General features: G+C 42.1%; 12 protein-coding genes. 5 read left to right on the plus strand and 7 right to left on the minus strand.

Annotation, left to right across the window (positions count from 1 at the left end; all coding sequences use genetic code 11):
- Positions 1-109 precede the first annotated feature (109 nt).
- Positions 110-1117: an isocitrate dehydrogenase gene (locus CWC29_RS19135; RefSeq protein ID WP_138523648.1), complete on the plus strand. Its 1008-nt coding sequence runs from the start codon at positions 110-112 to the stop codon at positions 1115-1117.
- A gap of 34 nt (positions 1118-1151) precedes the next feature.
- Here the strand turns inward: CWC29_RS19135 and CWC29_RS19140 are convergent, their stop codons facing one another.
- Positions 1152-4124, minus strand: coding sequence for an immune inhibitor A domain-containing protein (locus tag CWC29_RS19140; protein ID WP_138523646.1), 2973 nt, complete (start codon positions 4122-4124; stop codon positions 1152-1154).
- A 368-nt stretch (positions 4125-4492) separates the two neighbouring features.
- Here CWC29_RS19140 and CWC29_RS19145 point away from each other — a divergent pair, with 368 nt between their 5' ends.
- The 3 genes from CWC29_RS19145 to CWC29_RS19155 all read left to right on the plus strand — a co-directional run bounded on the left by CWC29_RS19145 (position 4493) and on the right by CWC29_RS19155 (position 7367).
- Complete coding sequence (locus tag CWC29_RS19145) at positions 4493-6214, plus strand: acetolactate synthase 3 large subunit (RefSeq protein ID WP_010605491.1); 1722 nt, start codon at positions 4493-4495, stop codon at positions 6212-6214.
- A complete protein-coding gene (gene ilvN, locus CWC29_RS19150; protein ID WP_010377111.1) occupies positions 6214-6711 on the plus strand; it encodes an acetolactate synthase small subunit in 498 nt (165 codons plus the stop codon). Before CWC29_RS19145 ends, ilvN begins: the two co-directional genes overlap by 1 nt.
- Before the next feature lie 155 nt (positions 6712-6866).
- A complete protein-coding gene (locus CWC29_RS19155; RefSeq protein ID WP_138523644.1) occupies positions 6867-7367 on the plus strand; it encodes a DUF4240 domain-containing protein in 501 nt (166 codons plus the stop codon).
- A 480-nt stretch (positions 7368-7847) separates the two neighbouring features.
- On the opposite strand, the gene CWC29_RS19160 is transcribed toward CWC29_RS19155, so the two are convergent.
- Both CWC29_RS19160 and CWC29_RS19165 read right to left on the minus strand, forming a co-directional pair.
- A complete protein-coding gene (locus tag CWC29_RS19160) occupies positions 7848-8297 on the minus strand; it encodes a GNAT family N-acetyltransferase (protein ID WP_138523640.1) in 450 nt (149 codons plus the stop codon).
- A gap of 6 nt (positions 8298-8303) precedes the next feature.
- Positions 8304-10298 carry a methyl-accepting chemotaxis protein gene (locus CWC29_RS19165; RefSeq protein WP_138523638.1) on the minus strand — a complete coding sequence of 665 codons (1995 nt, stop codon included), beginning with the start codon at positions 10296-10298 and terminating at the stop codon, positions 8304-8306.
- 230 nt (positions 10299-10528) lie between these two features.
- Here CWC29_RS19165 and CWC29_RS19170 point away from each other — a divergent pair, with 230 nt between their 5' ends.
- The gene (locus CWC29_RS19170) at positions 10529-10768 is read left to right on the plus strand and encodes a hypothetical protein (RefSeq protein WP_235956691.1); all 240 of its coding nucleotides are present in this window, start codon (positions 10529-10531) and stop codon (positions 10766-10768) included.
- A gap of 59 nt (positions 10769-10827) precedes the next feature.
- On the opposite strand, the gene asd is transcribed toward CWC29_RS19170, so the two are convergent.
- From asd to CWC29_RS19190, 4 genes are all read right to left on the minus strand, one after another.
- A complete protein-coding gene (asd, locus tag CWC29_RS19175; RefSeq protein WP_128727091.1) occupies positions 10828-11943 on the minus strand; it encodes an aspartate-semialdehyde dehydrogenase in 1116 nt (371 codons plus the stop codon).
- A 440-nt stretch (positions 11944-12383) separates the two neighbouring features.
- A complete protein-coding gene (locus CWC29_RS19180; protein ID WP_138523636.1) occupies positions 12384-15071 on the minus strand; it encodes a TonB-dependent receptor domain-containing protein in 2688 nt (895 codons plus the stop codon).
- A 77-nt stretch (positions 15072-15148) separates the two neighbouring features.
- Positions 15149-16807: a hypothetical protein gene (locus tag CWC29_RS19185; protein ID WP_138523634.1), complete on the minus strand. Its 1659-nt coding sequence runs from the start codon at positions 16805-16807 to the stop codon at positions 15149-15151.
- 191 nt (positions 16808-16998) lie between these two features.
- Positions 16999-18309, minus strand: a complete 1311-nt coding sequence (locus CWC29_RS19190; protein WP_128727088.1) for a tetratricopeptide repeat protein — start codon at positions 18307-18309, stop codon at positions 16999-17001.
- Positions 18310-18323 lie beyond the last annotated feature (14 nt).

The following is an 18323-nucleotide window of genomic DNA, read 5'->3' on the forward strand; positions in this document are numbered from 1 at the left end:
TGCTATAAAACGCGGCTTAAACAAGCGAACGTACACCTTTGTTAATTTCTACTAAACTTAGTCTGCAATTCTTCTCGGGTGTATTCCAACTTTTGATAAAGGAAAAAACATGGCACAGCAAACCATCACAGTTATCCGTGGCGACGGCATTGGCCCTAGCATCATCGATTCAGCAATCGAGATCTTAAAAGCCGTAGGTTGCGACTATGAATATGAATACGTAGACGCAGGTTTGGCTGCATTAGAAAAAACAGGTGAATTACTTCCAGCTGCAACGCTAGAAGCGATTGAGCGTAACAAGATCACGCTAAAGGGCCCACTAACTACACCTGTTGGCGAAGGTTTTACTTCTATTAACGTGACATTACGTAAGCATTTTGGCCTTTACGCAAACGTTCGTCCAGTTAAGTCATTTGAAGGTACTAAAGCACGTTACGATGATATTGATATCATTACCGTACGTGAAAATACGCAAGGTATGTACTCAGGTCTTGGTCAAGTTGTTTCTGAGGATGGCAACGAAGCGGAAGCAATGTCAAAGATCACTCGCGAAGGTGCTGAAAAGATCGTAACTTTCGCTTATGAGTTAGCACAGCGTGAAGGTCGTAAAAAAGTAACTGCGGTTCACAAAGCGAACATCCTAAAATCAACTTCAGGCCTATTCCTTAAAGTTGCTCGTGAAGTGGGTGAGCGTTACCCTGAAATCGAATCAGCAGAAATGATCGTTGATGCTACTTGTATGAAACTAGTAATGACACCTGAAGAGTTTGATGTGATCGTAACAACAAACCTATTCGGTGACATCCTTTCAGATCTTTGTGCGGGCCTTGTCGGTGGTCTTGGTATGGCACCAGGTGCGAACATTGGTACTGATGCTGCAATCTTTGAAGCGGTTCACGGTAGTGCTCCAGACATCGCAGGCAAAAACCTTGCAAACCCAACTTCTGTTATTCTTGCGTCAATTCAAATGCTTGAGTACTTAGGCGAAGCTGATAAAGCGGAAAGAATCCGCAGTGCAGTGGCTGACGTTATTAAGAGCGGCGACCGTACAACTCGCGATCTTGGTGGTAGCCACGGCACTACCGATTTTACACAGGCGGTAATTGAGCGCCTTTAATTCTTAACGCTTGATTTAATCTGTGGGTGGTGCGTTAGCACCACCTTCTTCTTAATCCCACTAGAATCCCACCAATTAACGCAAACCACCCGATACTACCTCCAGACGATCCGCTATCACCAGAATCCGTCGGCGTTGTTGTTGGGGCCGTTACTGTGATCTCGACAGTGCCTTTAGTGCTTTGATCTGCGCCATCCGACAGCGTTAACACGACATTGTATGTGCCCGCTTGAGCGTAACTATGCATTGTAGTTAAACCAGAACCTTGCGTGCCATCACCGAAATCCCAATTAGCTTGATAGTTACCATCACCACCAGCAGCAGTTACGACAAAGCTTGCCTGTAAGTTAGATGTGGTCGCTGCGGCTTCTATGCTAAGTGGCACTACCACTGTCACCGAGGTTGATTTAGCTACCGCCTCACCTTCGGCATCTTTCACATTAAGCGTTACCGTGTACGTGCCGCTTAGCTCATAGATATGTTCGACTGAGTTTGATGTCGCGGTTGCCCCGTCACCAAAGTTCCACTCAAGCTCATAAGGCGCTTTGCCACCAATGATTTCGGCATTGAAGACAAAACTTTGCCCTACTGCGGTCGCTTTGATATCACCGACAGCAAGTGGGATTGGCTCTACATTACCAACGCTGACATTTGAGCTCAACGCTGAGCTGCTCCCATCTGCTTTGGTGCGTGTGAACATTACCGTATAGTTGCCAATATCTTGATAGTTATGAACAGGTGAAAGCGCTTTACTTGTTTGACCATCACCAAAGTTCCACAAAAAGCTATCTGATTCGTTTAAAGCTAAGCCTTTGACATTGAACTTAACGGTGTTTTGCGATTGTACTTGAATGATTTGAGGATCGCTGAGGTAAATTACACCAACTTGTGCACTGCTTGCATCTTCTTCTATGGTATTCAATCTAAGTTGAACACCAAAACCTGGCAAATTAACACCTGATTCCTTTTGGATTGAGAAGGTGTAATCCTGAGTATCATCAAACGTACTGATTGGCGTTAGATGTTGATCGCCAAGACCCGCTTTTTGAGTATCTAAACGCAGAGTTGCATCTTTGACCTGAATAATACTCGTTGCGGGTGTAGTGCCGTCGGCTTTGAAAATAGGGTTTTGGTCTTGATCAATCACCAACATATCACCAGAACCGGGGTGTAACGAAGTAGAGTTATTGCTTTGCCCATCGTTGCTGTACCACATCAACACTCCTGAATTATAACCCGATAAAGACAAACCAGCATCTAACCCTCTAAATGAGCGCAAATGCGCATAGTATGCGTTACTAGGCTTAGCTCTGTAGCCTGAGATTTTACGAAAACCGTTGTAGATTAGGTCATTTGTTGGCTCCGCAGTATTGGTATAAATTTGCGTACCATCCGCTGTCACTTCGATATTATCTAGTAATACTCCTTTGAGCGTTTCAAAATCGTCGGTTTGATAAACGAATGTCACGGTGATAGTTTGTCCTCGGTACGCTGAGATATCAAAATCTAGCGTAATTGGATTAGCGCCAAAAGCAGACGACTCGCCATCCATGTAGTGAGTGATATTGGAGTAATTTGGATGGTTTGATTTTGTTGTATTTCCCGCTATTGGCTGTCCATTTACCGCCACTTGGAAAATATCGTAGTTGAGCTCGATACTATAATTTGCAAGCATGGATAATGAAATTTGACTTGCGTTGGGTAAGCTTAAGGTAAAACTTGCTTGATTATTGAGTTTGTCGTCTTCTCCGGAGTAATAGTGATAATTCCCATCAAGTGGCGTTATGAACTCTTCTAGTTGCGCAGGCAGATTTATTTTTATTTGATTCGTAGTACCATTGTTCACTCCAATATCCGTGAGTGTTACTGTTTGTTCTGTACTCAAGTCGTCTAATGTGTACTCGGTTTGGTTTAACCAATTTCCTGCATAATTTTGTTGTAAAAACTCAAGGCTTTTAGGGGAAAACTGGGTCGGTTGCGAGCCACTTAATTGACCTAAGTAACTGCCTGAAGACATGACCGACCATAGTGCAACGGGTTCACCTATGTCATTGGAATTTAAATCGTATTCGTCCGGTAATCCGAGGTCATGACCAAACTCATGGACAACCACCCCAATTGCAGCATCGATAGGATTAATGGTGTAGTTATAAACTTTGTAGTTGGTATCTGGAATTGCTTTTGGTTGGTTGTTTTCATCAAATACGAAGAAGCGATGTGACCAAATTGCGTCAGTATCTAATACGCCGCCACCTGCTTCTTGACCAATACTTGAATGAAATAACATGACATGGTCAATAATGCCATCAGGTTCAAGGCGGTTGCCATCACCATCTATATCGTTCAAATCTGTTTTATCGTACTCAGATAAGTCGATATTAAATTGAGTCACGGCCTTACTAACAGCTTCGAATACTAACTCTTCCGGCCTTAAGTCGCGGGTATCGTCTTCTTGCTTGCCGTAGTAGGCTGCGTTTTGAGAGGCTCTTACCCAACCAAATGCATTGCCAGATACTTTAAAGCTACCGCCTGAGGCCGCTTGATAAAACTGGGTAGCTGATTGTAACGTTTCATTGTTCGGTCCGTTATAGCCGCTATCTGAATATAATAATGATTGGTAGTGAGACGCGGGATAGCTCGAGTAGTACATGTCTGTATCACTCGGATTTAGTCGGTTTTGGTCGTTAGGTAAATCCGGGAAATCGACCAGAATAGCAAGAATTTTGGCTTCATTAAGTGTTTGTGCCGTACCCACTGCAAATTGTTTGGCTAACTTAGTATTGCCAAGGTGCACATTTTTAATTGCATAAGGTGTTTTTATTTGATTTGCAATAGGCTTTGTCTTGGTGAATTGCTCAAGCGCTATTTTCCGCTCGTATTCACTCAGCGTGCGGCCGAGCTTTTTCTCCTGCCAATAGATAACCTGATCTTTATAGATTACCTGAGCTTGCGCCGTACTTGATAGCAGTGTGGCCGATGCCAATATGCTTAGTTTAAAAATGTTCATCTAAGAGACCCCAGTACAATTGAGCTTTAAGTTTAGCATTTTTATCGTTTTGTTCCCGTATAAGTTCTACTAAATAAAAAAATCTAATTGGTGGTTAGTTTTAAATTGAAATGTAATATTTCAACAATTGAAATGTGGAATAGTGGAATTTATATCTAATACTGTGTAGGCTAACTTTGAAATCAACTTTAAAGGCAAAATAATGACAAATTTCTTTCAACTAATCGTTCTCGTGGTGGTACTGGTCTCTTCATAGAGTTCAGCGGGGAGCTATTACTTGAAAGAAATACTCAAACCCCGCAACCAGCGGGGTTTTTTTTGGATTTTAGAAATATAACAGGCACGCACAGTCAACGAGGAATGAGGTAATGGCAGAGCAATACAACGGCTCCGAGCTAGTAGTAAAAGCATTGAGCGCATTAAAAGTAAAATACATATTTGGCTACCCTGGAGGGTCGGTTCTTGATCTTTATGATGCGTTGTTTCAGCAATCAGATATTGAGCATATCTTGGTTAGGCATGAGCAAGCAGCAACTCACATGGCAGACGGTTATGCCAGAGCAACGGGGGATGTCGGTGTTGTCCTTGCGACCAGTGGCCCAGGTGCTACTAACTGTATTACAGGGATCGCGACGGCCTATATGGATTCAATCCCAATGGTTGTACTTTCAGGGCAAGTACCTTCAAACCTAATCGGCGATGATGCATTTCAAGAGACGGATATCGTTGGTTGCTCTCGTCCTATCGTTAAACACAGTTTTAACTGCCGGGACGCGACAAAAATCCCAGAGGTGTTAGCTAAGGCATTTTATCTAGCCAACTCTGGTAGACCGGGACCAGTTGTGGTTGAGTTGCCAAAAGATATTTTGAACCCTGCGCTTAAATTCGATTACCAGATGCCTGAACAGATTGATATGCGTACTTACAACCCGAGTGTAAAGGGGCATTCCAAGCAGATCCGCAAAGCGGTTGAAGCCATTATTGAAGCGAAGCGTTTGGTTATCTATTCTGGCGGCGGCATTATTCTTTCGAATACCTCAGAAAAACTAACTGAGCTGGTTGAGAAACTAAACGCGCCTATCACCAATACTCTAATGGGTCTTGGTGGGATCAGTGGCACACATCCTAATTTTATTGGCATGTTAGGGATGCACGGTAGTCTTGAAGCGAATAAGGCGATGGCGAATGCCGATGTTATCTTAGCGTTAGGTGCGCGTTTTGATGACCGTGTGACTAATAATGTTAAGAAGTTTTGTCCGGATGCCAAAATTGTTCACGTTGATGTGGATCCAACTTCAATTTCTAAGACCATTCAAGCGCATATTCCAGTTGTGGGCTGCTTAGATACGGTGATGGAGCAATTGCTACGCGGTATCGAAAAAAGCGAGAAGCGCATCGACCGCGCTGCACAAGAAGATTGGTGGCAAGCAATTACCACATGGCGTGCTCAGAAATGCTTGTCGTTTACTGCGGGTGTAGAAAAAATTAAGCCGCAAACGGTTATTGAAAAGCTATACCAAATGACCAGCGGTGACGCCTATGTTTGCTCGGATGTAGGACAACACCAGATGTTTGCAGCGCAATACTATCCGTTTAAATCACCTCGTCAATGGATTAATTCAGGCGGCCTTGGCACCATGGGATTTGGTTTACCCGCTGCGATGGGCGTAAAAATGGCATTCCCGCAAAGTGAAGTATTGTGCGTAACTGGAGACGGCTCTATCCAAATGAATATTCAGGAGCTTTCAACCTGTTTGCAATACGGCCTTGCTGTCAAAGTCATCTCATTAAACAACCGCTCTCTTGGCATGGTACGCCAGTGGCAAGACATGATGTATGAGGGACGCCACGCGAGTTCTTACATGGAGTCACTGCCTGATTTTGTCGCGCTTGCAGAGAGTTATGGTCACATCGGAATTCGGGTTGATAAGCCTGAGCAACTTGATGCGGCACTGGAAAAAGCAATGTCGATTAAAGACCGACTTGTATTTTTAGATATTTTGGTTGATGAGTCTGAACATGTGTATCCAATGCAAATTAAGCAAGGTGCGATAGACGAGATGTGGTTGAAAAAAGGAGTAAAAGCATAATGAGAAGAATACTATCGATTTTATTAGAGAATGAACCTGGCTCTCTTTCTCGTATTGTAGGTTTATTTTCTCAGCGTGCGTACAACATTGACAGCTTAACGGTGGGTACAACCGCTGACAAAACGCTATCTCGCATTACCATCACGACCCAAGGCGATGACCGCATTGTTGAACAAATCACCAAGCAAGTTAACAAGTTGGTGGATGTGCTTAAGGTTATTGATCTAACCGACATGCAGCACATTGAAAGAGAGCTGCTATTGGTAAAAGTCTATGCCAGAGACGAAGTAACACGAGCAGCTATCAATCGTGTTGCCGAGGTGTTTCAAGCCAGCATTATAGATATGGGCAAACAAAGCTATATATTACAGATGGTAAGCTCAGCCGACCGCCTTGAGTCTTTCTTGGATCTATTACGTCACGAAAGCGACATTATTGAACTTGTGCGCTCTGGCGCGGTAGGTATTGGCCGTGGTGACAAAGCGCTGAAAGGATAAAACCACTTACCTTTTAGCTGTCACTGTTATCTTTTTGCGCGGGTAAGCACGTTGTATTGCGTACAACCCGCTTCAGCCATTTTGCATGTTAGCTTCGATTTACTCTCATTAGGTTACTGGCTATAATCTCGTTTTTATCAAGTTAGATTATACACATGGAACTCGAACGCTTCTGGCAGCTTGTCACCGCCCCCGGTCATTCAAACGATAATGAATATTTAAAAACGCGTTTATCACCGCTAAGTTCAGAAGAAATTGCTCAGTTCGATGCATTATATATCAAAGAACTAAGAGCACTGTGGTATTGGGATAACTGGAAAGTGGCCTACGTGATTGCAGGCTGTAATAGCGAATATGACTTCTTAGATTTTTGTAATTGGATCATCAGTCGCGGCCCTGAAGCGGTAAGCGTACTCACTGCGGAACCAGACGAATTAGCTAATAAGTTTGCTATACCGAATAAAGACGACCTGCCCTACCCGTTTATTGACGAATTAGATTTAGTTGCAGGGTTGCTTTTTGAAGAAAAAAATCAAGACGAACTTCCGTATCACAGTGTCGTGAACTTTCCGCCGCAAGGTAAAAAGTTTAAAAATAAACCAAAACAGTTAAAGGCTGAATTACCTCAACTTTTTGGCCAATATTGGCTTGGGTAAAGTTTAGTTTATTGTTTTATATGATGGGTTTTGGTTGGTCTAGAGTTAGACGCTGAAACTCATTATTACCATCGCAAAATGTCGCCGCTCCAGATGCCTATCAATTCTTCGCGCTAACTTACCAAAATGACTTTGCTAAAAACGCAACCTCTTGTTAGGTCTTAAGCAGTGGAATACTATGTTTATTCCCTATATCGAAAACGAAAAGAATAATGAACTTAAACACTGAATCTTTTCTTCCTCTCTGTCTATTTCTTAATTTTTTTGGGTGAAAAACACCTAAGTTGAAGTTGCGATTTTATGCCCCTATTTCGAGTGATGAAAAGCTTATACATGAATTTCTTGGCTGGTGGCCATATATGATTGCTGGCATTAACAACTTCCGCCACCTCCACCATTGCAGCCACCATCCCCTCCTGAATTGCCGAAAAAGCCAAAGTACACGTTCGAGCTATCTGAAGTTCATATTACCTCGTCTTGCTAGTACTGCCCATTTGTACGAACCATTTCATTAGCGTACACAGGCTCGCCATTATATTCAGTGAGAAATTCATCAGACACTTCGAATCCGTATGCCTTGTATAACTCCTTTGCAGGCTCATTTGTCTTGGCGACAAAAAGGTTCGCCTTGCCGCATATTTGTGACAAAAGGAATTCGAGTATTTTTCTTCCGACTCCGTTTCCTCTGGCACTAGGGCAAACAAATAGTGCCCTAATCTCTGACCCAAATATTGCTCCAAACCCAAGAATATTCCCATCAACAAAAACGTATATCTTTGATTCCCTAAGCGCAGACAATCTCTTTTTATCATTCTCTAGAGGCAAGAGCTTAAATGCTTTTTTCTCAAAACGAAGCTCATCTAGCTTAGATTTTGAATAGATCTCCAAAACTCTTGGGTAATCGTTCTCGTTGAACTCTCGAATATTCATGAGATGCTAGCTCTTATCAATTTTAAATATATCCATTGTGCGTTGTAGCGTATCGCTGTTTAGTTTCATATCTTTAAACAATTCATTTAACGCTTTCGATGTATCTAATTCATGGTTTGCGGCTTCTAATACGGCAGCGGTATTTTGTGAGATATCGGCGGCGACTTCTGATTGTTCGCTGGCTGCCGTAGCAACCGAGGTTGTTAGTTTTTCTACATGTGTACTGTGTTCGTTTACTCTGAGCGAGACTTTACGCGTTTCTTCTACTTCGTTCATGGTATTTTGTGTGAGCAGTGTGTTTTCTCTGATTGATTTAACAACGCTTTGGCTTATTTCTGACAAGCTAAGTAGTAGTGTGGAAATTTGCTCTGAAGATTGTTTACTGTTGTTTGCAAGTCCTCGGACTTCATCGGCCACAACTGCAAAGCCGCGGCCATGCTCGCCGGCCCGGGCTGCTTCTATTGCGGCATTGAGTGCTAGCAGGTTCGTTTGCTCAGCGACACTGCGAATTGAATCCAAGATGGTATTTATCTCAGACACCTGCTTTTCCATACTGGCGGCCATCTCGTCGACGACGTTCATATTCGTCGAAAGTGTTCTCATGGTATCTAAGTTCTTTTGATTGTCTGCAAGTAATTGCTGTGATTCGATATTAAGTTGGTCGCTGGCATCCAGTGTGTCTTGCGCAAGTTTTGCGATTTCTTGGCTTGTTGTGGCCATTTCTTCTATTGCAACGGCAATAGAAGATGCCATCCCTTGGGTTTTTTGTGCATCCTCATTGACATTAGAGGCTGCTAAATGCATTTTTTCGCCAAGCCTTGTACCTACCTGTACCGAATTTGCCAGGCCAACCATTAAATCTTTAAAAGCATAAATCGTATTGTAAATTGATTCAGAGATTTGCCCAAGCTCGTCGCGAGTGTTTAGGCGCATATCTAAAGTCAAATCGCCCTCTTCCGCTACGCGTTTTAATATGCTCGTTAATTGTGAAAGTTCTGAGCGTAGTGAGTGAATAAGGTGAAGGTTGATCAGCGCGATAAAGGCGAGTACTACGACAAAAAGCGCAAACATAAGTATGCTATCAAATGCTATATCTGATTTGTTCTTTTGACTGTCTTCAATTGTCATTTCCCAAACGGAATCGAGCTTGGCCTTGAACTTACCGATTAAACTCGTCGCTGCAGAGAACCACTCGGCACTTGAAGGTAAGCGGTTAAAGTCAATTTCTCCTTGGCTTTCAAGAGTATCAAGTATTCGATTAAACGCTTTTGCCTCGCTTGAAGATAAAATAGTTTGTATATTGCTTTGGCCTGTACCTTCTAGGGCGGTCTCCAGTTGATGCAATGACATCTCTAGCTGTTGGCGATAGTATTTTATATCGTCTTTGAGGGTGTTTGACATTACTTTTTTCGCAAGCACACCATTGACCTTGCCCCGGAGCTGACCAAGGCGCTCTTTGCTTTGGGCGATAAGAAAAGCAATAGAAAGATCAGAAGATAAGGTTCGATCTGATACATAGGCCTGAATCTTTGCCGCCGTATCCAAAGAAACCTGATTGAGTTTGCTGTAGTAAGCAAAGGCATTACCGCCGTTTTTCCTGTCTACTTCACTCCTTACCTTTTGCTTTTCGGTCTCCACTTCAAAAATATACGGTAACCATTTTTGCACGTTTTTATCTTTTAGAAACTGCGAATTGTTAATTGACTTTAACGTGGATATCGTTTGATCAGCAATTTCGCGTTGCAGGCTTACTTTCGTTTTATTTTCGCTACTTGGATCACCAAGGAAACCAGCTGTTAAACCACGTTCTACCGCGTGGTGGTGCGCCACTTTTTCTATGGCGTCGAGTAAAACGACGTAATTGATATTTTGTTCAGCGGCGTTGTACTCTCTCCAATTATTCAAAACGTTTTTGCCCACTAAAAATAGTAAAAATGCCAGCAGCGATATAGAGCTTATCATCGTTAGCTGCATAATTGAGAATCTTTTCAAAATACCCATTCGTCTCTCCGTAGTGCGAGCGTAGATTATTGTTTAATCAACATAACTATAGTTCAACAAAATTAAGATGAGATATTTTGTAACAAACATCATGATTGATTTAGTTTTTCTAGGCTGTAAGGATATGATGAATGTTGTCTAAAGTAGTTTTTCTGAAAGCGAATGGTAACGCAGTGTTATTACCTTCTTGGTGCTGATAATGGTATTGGCACCAAAAAATAAACAGATAAATGTATGAAAGGATTTATCAAACTAATATTGGTGCGCTTATCCCATTGAAGTCTTATGCAGTCGTATTTACGTGTCAAGGTATAGTGTACGACCTTTACTCAAAAGGTGACAATCGTTATGAAGTAAGGTTTGAACGTGAGCCTGGTTTCGACCTTGAGCCTGTTGTTATCTATCCAGAACAGCACTACATTTTGGCTACAGTTTTAGATGCCATGATGGTGAGAGTGGAAACGCCTTAATCGGTCTTACAAAAGTCATCGATAAAAAAACAAAAGGGCGCCGACGGCGCCTTTAGAAATTAACCTGTAATGATCCTCAACATTCTACGAAGTGGCTCTGCAGCCCCCCATAAAAGTTGGTCACCAACGGTAAATGCACTGATATATTTTTCACCCATAGTGAGCTTTCTTATTCTGCCGACAGGAATACTCAGTGTGCCAGTAACATTAACTGGAGTTAGTTCTTTTGCAGTAATATCACGCTCATTTGGAATAACGCGCACCCATTCATTATGTGCTGCTAGAATTGCTTCTATTTCTTCGACACTTCGATTTTCACGTAACTTGATGGTGAGCGCTTGTGAATGACAGCGCATGGCGCCAATTCTTACACACAATCCGTCGATAGGAATGGGTTGCTTTGATGAGCCAAGGATTTTGTTTGCTTCTACTTGTGCTTTCCACTCTTCTTTACTTTGACCAGATGGCATTGGAACGTCAATCCATGGAATTAAGCTGCCAGCCAAGGGCACACCAAATTGATCTTGTGGTAAAGATTCATCTTTGATTTTTTCTGCCACAAGCTTATCAATTTCTAAGATGGCCGAACTTGGGTCGTCTAGTTGTGCTTTAACAGAGTTGTGGATCTCACCCATTTGAGTGATGAGTTCACGCATATTTCTTGCGCCTGCACCTGATGCCGCTTGATAGGTCATTGGGCTCACCCACTCTATTAAGTCTTGCTCGAATAAACCACCAAGCGCAAGTAGCATAAGAGAAACCGTGCAGTTACCACCGACAAAGGTTTTTACGCCTTGTTCAAGACCTTGTTGAATGACATCGTTATTGACAGGATCAAGCACAATAATACTGTCTTTTTCCATTCTTAGTGCAGAGGCAGCATCTATCCAATAGCCTTCCCAGCCCTGTTCACGCAATGAAGGATATACAGATTTGGTATAATCTCCGCCTTGGCAGGAGATGATAATATCCATTTCGCTAAGCGATTGAATGTCGCTTGCGTCTTGAAGCGGCTTTGGCTCACCACCACCTTTAACAACGGGGCCAAGTTGACCTGCTTGTGAGGTAGTAAAGAAGTGTGGATCAATGACCTCAAAGTCATTTTCTTGCTGCATACGCTCCATTAGCACGGAGCCAACCATTCCACGCCAGCCGACGAGTCCTACTTTTTTCATGATATGTGCCTTAATTTTGGTTATACGGTTCATTGCGTGAGTCGTATGTCTAGATGGCTACCTTAGCAAAAGAATACGCGATGGACTAGCTAGAAGTTAGGATTTTAAAATAAAAAACCCCGCATGGCGGGGTTTGGATACAACATGTAAAGGTTGTCCTAATTTAACGCATTTGCGTCAACAAGAACTCGGTACGAAGCCAGCTATAGTTTTGTTTTTAAAGCGCTTAAATAATGTTACTGGTTAAATATGACAGATATATTAACAACCTAGTAACTTACTGAAGTATTTAGATATATTTTATATATAGACTAACTATACACAAAGTTACAGAACTTAGTCTATGAAATAACGAGTAACAAAGAAAAAAATTTAGAAAGATTGATAAAGATCAAAAAAGCCAAGGCATGCCTTGGCTTTGGTTAAAGCTTAGTTGCTCCTTAGAACTCGTAGCTGTAGCTCAGGCTAACTGAGGTGCCAACATCTTTTTGTCTTACTACCACGTCAGATTGAGTTACTTCTTGATCTTCATTTAGCAAGTTCTTGACTTTAAATTTAACTTTAGAGTTAAAGTCTGGATACCAAGTATATACTAGATCAAGTGAATGAAATGGTTGCTCATAAGCATCATCTCTACCGCCTATCCCTGAAGCCAAAATACGCTCACCAAAGACGTTATACACTAATGAACCACTGTGTTGACCATCAGCCGAGTCATAGTTTAATTGCATATTAACTACGTACTCTGAGTGACCCGTCATACGCTTCGTTGGGTTGGTTAAGTTACCAGCACGAGCAGGATCTATCGATACTTCAGAATCACTCAGGGTGATGTTACCTGACGTAAAGAAGCCACTCGCAAGACCCGATAAGTCGTATAACCATTCGGCTTCAATACCGTATACTTCACCTTCCTCACCGTTTACGAAGGTTGCTGTATAGTCTTCATCACCAACGCGCAAGATAGTTTCTATTGGCGCGGTGATATCTTTATAGAATGCCGCAATTGAGAAGTTGTCGCCATTATCCATATAGTACTCAAAGCGCGCGTCATAGTTTTTCAGGTCGCTACTTTTAAGGCCAGCTACACCGAAGGTGCGGATATCGGTTAATGGATCATAGTAGGCAACCGGTACTAACTCACGTAAGTCAGGACGTACAGTGGTTTCACCATAACCAAAACGTACTTGATAGTTACCGTCTGAAAGATACGTTAGCGATAGTGCGTTAAAGAAGTTATCTTCGTTAACTGTACCGGCTAAAATACGCTCTTCATCGTAAATCGTTTCCATCGTTATGCGGTCGAAAATCAGACTCGATGTTGCAAGTGACACTTGTTTAAAGTCCTCGTAACGAATACCACCACTAATACGCCAGGTATTGTCGAAGAAGATATCAAACTCACCATAGCCCGCATCTATCTTTTGAGCGGCAATGTAATCATCTGCTGCTGGTGCCTGAGGTTCGTTGAAGGTCAACAAGAAAGTGTTGTTGTTCAAAAACTCATCGTCAAGATAACCCGATAATCCATAGATCTCAGACTCATCAAAGTTTACTGGGATGGATATACCACTTTTGTTGTTTACAACGAAGTTACTGGTATTGTAAACACGCGCTCTATCCATAAAGTCGTAACCACCTTTAAGAGTAATTTCTATACCCTCGAAGGTTAACGGTAAGGTGACATTGCCGCTGTAAGACTTTACGTTGTCTTCCATGTCGGTAAAGGCGTACGTTATACGGTTATCATCACCGGTAACGATGGAGTTTTTATAAGAACCGTCTTCGTTATAGTTATCAATAAACTTAAAGTCGATTTCTGTTGGAATATCGGTTTGCGCTTTTGACTCTGTATACTGCCAGTCAAAGCCTACCCCCCAGTAATCGAGGAACGTGTGTTGACCAATCACTTGGTCGATATCCAACGTGCGTTCTTCGTAATCAAACTGATGTGAACGCTGTGCCGCGCCCGTTCCCGCAATTGTTCTAACGGTACTGCCGTTAGGGCTTTGTAACACGGAAAACTCTGATTCGGTTTCGTTATCTTCGAGATAAATCTTAGAATAAGTAATGCTATGCTGATCTAAGCGGTAACCGATATTGAATACACCATTTAGGCGTTCAGTTTCAGTCGTTACTTTAGATTCTTTAAGTGTTACATAACAAGAGTTTGCAGTATCTTCCGCAGTCTCAAGCTTAGACGTACAGTTTTCAGCTAATGTGTCGTCAATAACACCTGTTGTGCGGTCGCTATAATTCCAATCGTTGTCATAGGAACCTGCAAGCATAAAGCCTACCATGCCGCCTAACCAATCTTCTTGGAAACTATTGCCAATGTTGGCTTTTACATCAAAGTTTGGATCTAGCGACTCTTCTTTGACTTGAATATCGCGAGGAAGTGATGACACAAAACCTTTGATCACGTCAATTGCTTGATCCGCACGTGTTAGCCCGTCTTTATCTTTGAAACCGTTTTTGTCTACAACTTCGCCGATGTCAAAGTTACCGCGATATCTTACAACTGCATCTTGTAGTACTTGAGGTATACCTTCTGTAGTTCCGCTGTAGGTAAAGCCTTTATCAGAATTAAAGTTTTGGCCAATACCTACCTCAATACCTGCGGTGAACTCCGATGGTACTGACTTAGTGCGGATATCGATGTTACCACCACCGAATGCAGCAGGCATTGATGGAGAATAAGCTTTTTGTACCGCTAGACTTTCAATAATGCTTGCTGGAAAAATATCGAGTGGAATAACGTTTCGGGTTAAGTCCGGGCTAGGTACTGCGGCACCATTCAGGCGAGCACTTGAGTAACGCTCACCTAGGCCACGAACATAGATAAACTTGCCGTCAACTAACGTAAGACCGGTAACACGACGTAGCGCCGATGCTGCATCACTATCACCTGTTCTAGATAGCTGCTCTGCGCCTAAGATATCCGCAACGAATGCTTGGTTCTTACGTTCTTCAATTACCGCTGCAGCACTACCTTGTAAACGAGTACCTACCGCAACAACTTCTTCGATTGCTTGTTCTTCTTCTGCAACGCTTGGTAGAGAAGTTGCGACTGTGAGTGCCGTACTGATGGCTAAAGCAACTTTTTTAAATTTCATTTGAGTATCCATATACAATCCTGCCAAAAATCATAAAAAAGGCGCAATGACTGCGCCTTAATTGTAATAACTAAGGTCATTACGGATAATTAGTCAGCGTTTGAAGCCTCAATTGCTTTCTTAGCCCACTGATACCATTCAGAAGATGTATCTTTATCAGATACCGCACCTATGTAATCAACAGTCGTGAAGAAGTTGTCATTTAGGCTGCTTAGGTCGTTTGCTTCAACAGTGATAGCGGTAGAGCTTGAATTTGTTGAGAAGCCATCTGCTGCAATTACGTCAGCTGCACCGTTTAGAATTTGGTTAGAACCTGCGTTAACAAACCAGTCTTCTTTACCTTCACCTGCAGGTAATGGGTCAGAACCATTTTTAAAGTTTGCAGCACAAGCAAGTACAGAGCTTACATAGTTAAGCGTATCAGCTTCAGCGTTTGCAGCAGCCTTATCATCTTTAAACTCTAAACATTCAGTGCCATTCGCAGCTGATGATTTAACCACTAATGCGTTGTAGTACATACCACGGATTGCATCGTCAAACTTCATACCTTGTGATTCGTCATCATCACGAATTGAGTTACCATCAGTCGTTAACACAGTTACGTTTGCAAAGTTAAGCGTAGATGCCGGTGCTTGGCTGTAATCGGGGCCTGCTGCTTTTTCACCATCAGTTTCAAAACCGTTGTTACCCATGAAACCTTCTTCGCCAGCAGGGATTAATACCGCTTTGCCGTCGTCATCAGCATAAGTAACGTCGCGCTTAGTTTTAATTGTGCCGTGCTTAACCAGGATGAATTGACCTTTACCTTGCCAACCTGCATCTACGTCTACTGCATCATCTTGAGTGTCGGTTACGACGATGTTTTTGATGCTAGCCGCGCCGCCAAAGAATTCGATACCGTCATCAAAGCCTTGGTGAATGTGTAAGAACTCAAAGCTAGAGCCAGAACCTACAGCGTTAAGCGTTAGCGAGTTTAAGTCGTCTCCAGGGCCGCCATCACGAGGACCAGAACCTGCATACCAAATGTGTGCATATTTGATTTGACCGCTGCTATCTGCGTTGTTTTTACCGCCATAGTAGCTGGTTACACCTTCAGAATCTGCATTACAAAGGTCGCCATCGCGCTCCGCATCGGTACACTCGTTTGTGATACCAAAACCGTTAACCATTATGCCACCCCAGTCCGCAAACTGTGGACCGATACCTGCTAGGTTAAATGCGTCATATTCTGCAGCCGAAGTGAAACGAATTGGCTCAGCGGCAGTACCAACTGCGTTGATCTTCGCTCCACGCGCGATACGAACCACTGACTCACCAGAAGTGAATGCCATTACAGCACCTGGCTCTACAGTTAGTGTTGGACCATTCGCCTCGATTGTACAACCTGTTGAAGTGTTACAATCTTTACCGATTAAAAGTGCACCCTTAAATACGTGAGCACCATCATTCTTAAGTTTTTTGAATGTAACATCAGCTTGAATTTCTAGTGATTTAGACGCGAAGTCAGTACCGTATACACAGTGTGGTGCTTGGAACGTACCTTGAACTTCAGTGCTTCCTACCGCTCGAGTTGTACAAGGGTTCTCTACAACTGGATCTGGAGTTTTATCGCCAGTGTTTGTCGTATTGTTTGAATTGTTAGTGCTGTTATCGTTTACAGTAGGTGTAACTTCGATGTCACCACCACAACCAGTAAGTGCCATAGCAGCGACGATTGCAGAGACTCTGAAGAGGTTTTTTAGTTCCATTGCTAACTCCAATAGTAGACTTTTAAAAAATTATTTTTTTACTGTGTTTAAATGATGTGACTAAATTAATGGTGTTTTATTACACCAAGATTACACAAAATGATTGTAATTAAATCTTCACAATAAAAAATTGAACTTTTAAAAATAAAAAAACCGCCCGAAGGCGGCTTTGGTGTTGCGATTATAAAATATTATAATAGAGCTTGTTTTAATGTTTCAGCATGAACTTTTTCTCGCTTCACATATTTAATCCATTGTTTAGCAAGATTTGCCGATTTTTTGTGCTTTTCAGCTTGTTCGAATGCCAATATAGAAGCATCAAAGTTTTGCAGGTTAAACTGTGCCATTCCAAGTGCAACATAGGCGTTAGACTCAAACGTTAAATCGCCTTTATTGAGAGCAAGTCGGGCGTGATCTGCGGCTTCATCATACTTTTCAAGATTTAAGTAGATCTCTGCAAGTCTCTGATCTAAATTGCCATGTTCAACTTTTTCAGTTGCTGCTAGGAAGAAAGGTAGTGACTTTTTATCTTCTCTTGCTTGAACGAACGCTTCTGCAATAAAAGTTAGGTTTTTGGCGCTGTCTTCAACGACACCTGCTTTTATTCCGTTATCGAGTGCTTCCGCTGCTTTAAAAGGCAAGGCGTTCATTAAATAAACTTGAGCAAGCTGCATATAATCCGACTTTGATTTTATAAAGCCCCTTTGCTTCGCAGTTTCAAATGTTGCAAGCTGTTTTTTCTCGGCACCTATCTCACCGTACATACCACCAAGTTGGATCCAGTATTGTGGTTTGTCATAGAGGGTAACCATTTTCTCTAAAACATCCGCTACCTTTTCTGGCTGATTTAATGAATAATATATCGCACGCTGAAGAACTAGCCAGTTTTCTTTTGGTAGTTCACCGTCGGCTTCAACTAAATTAATTGCAGTATTTATATTTTTTATCGCGTCATTATATTTTTTTAGTTGATATTGTGCTTGCGCTTTTAAAATATAAAAGTTGCTTTTTGGGGCCTGCGTATTAACTTCTTTCCACTGTTCAAGGAATGATAATGTACTTTCAAAATCATTATTTGCCATGGCCAATTGAGCCAAACTAAATGTCGTAGAAAGACGCAGGGACTCAGGAATAGATTCTTCAGCAATAACTGCTTTGAAGGATTCGATGGCCTTGTCTAGCTTATTTTCGTTGTAATAAATAAAACCATAGAAGTTATACATCATGGCTATTTCATAACTGTTCATGCTTGATGAACGCTCTTTGACTGAATCAAGTGCTGCTAAGCCTTCAGTTACTTGACCATCGTCTGCGAGTTTTTGTGCGCGAGCTAGTTGGCTATACACTTTTTCGCGTAATGCAGGCACTCGCTTGGTTTTCGTTTCTGAGTCAGCATAAGCCGTTGCCAAATTAACATTTGGTAAGACTGAAATGAGACTTGGCATTATTAGCCCTGTGCTAAATAATGCACTTAATAAAGTAATTTTTTTAAACATTTTCATAATCGCAATCCTTA

It is taken from the genome of Pseudoalteromonas galatheae, from assembly GCF_005886105.2.
Classification (GTDB): Bacteria; Pseudomonadota; Gammaproteobacteria; order Enterobacterales; family Alteromonadaceae; genus Pseudoalteromonas; species Pseudoalteromonas galatheae.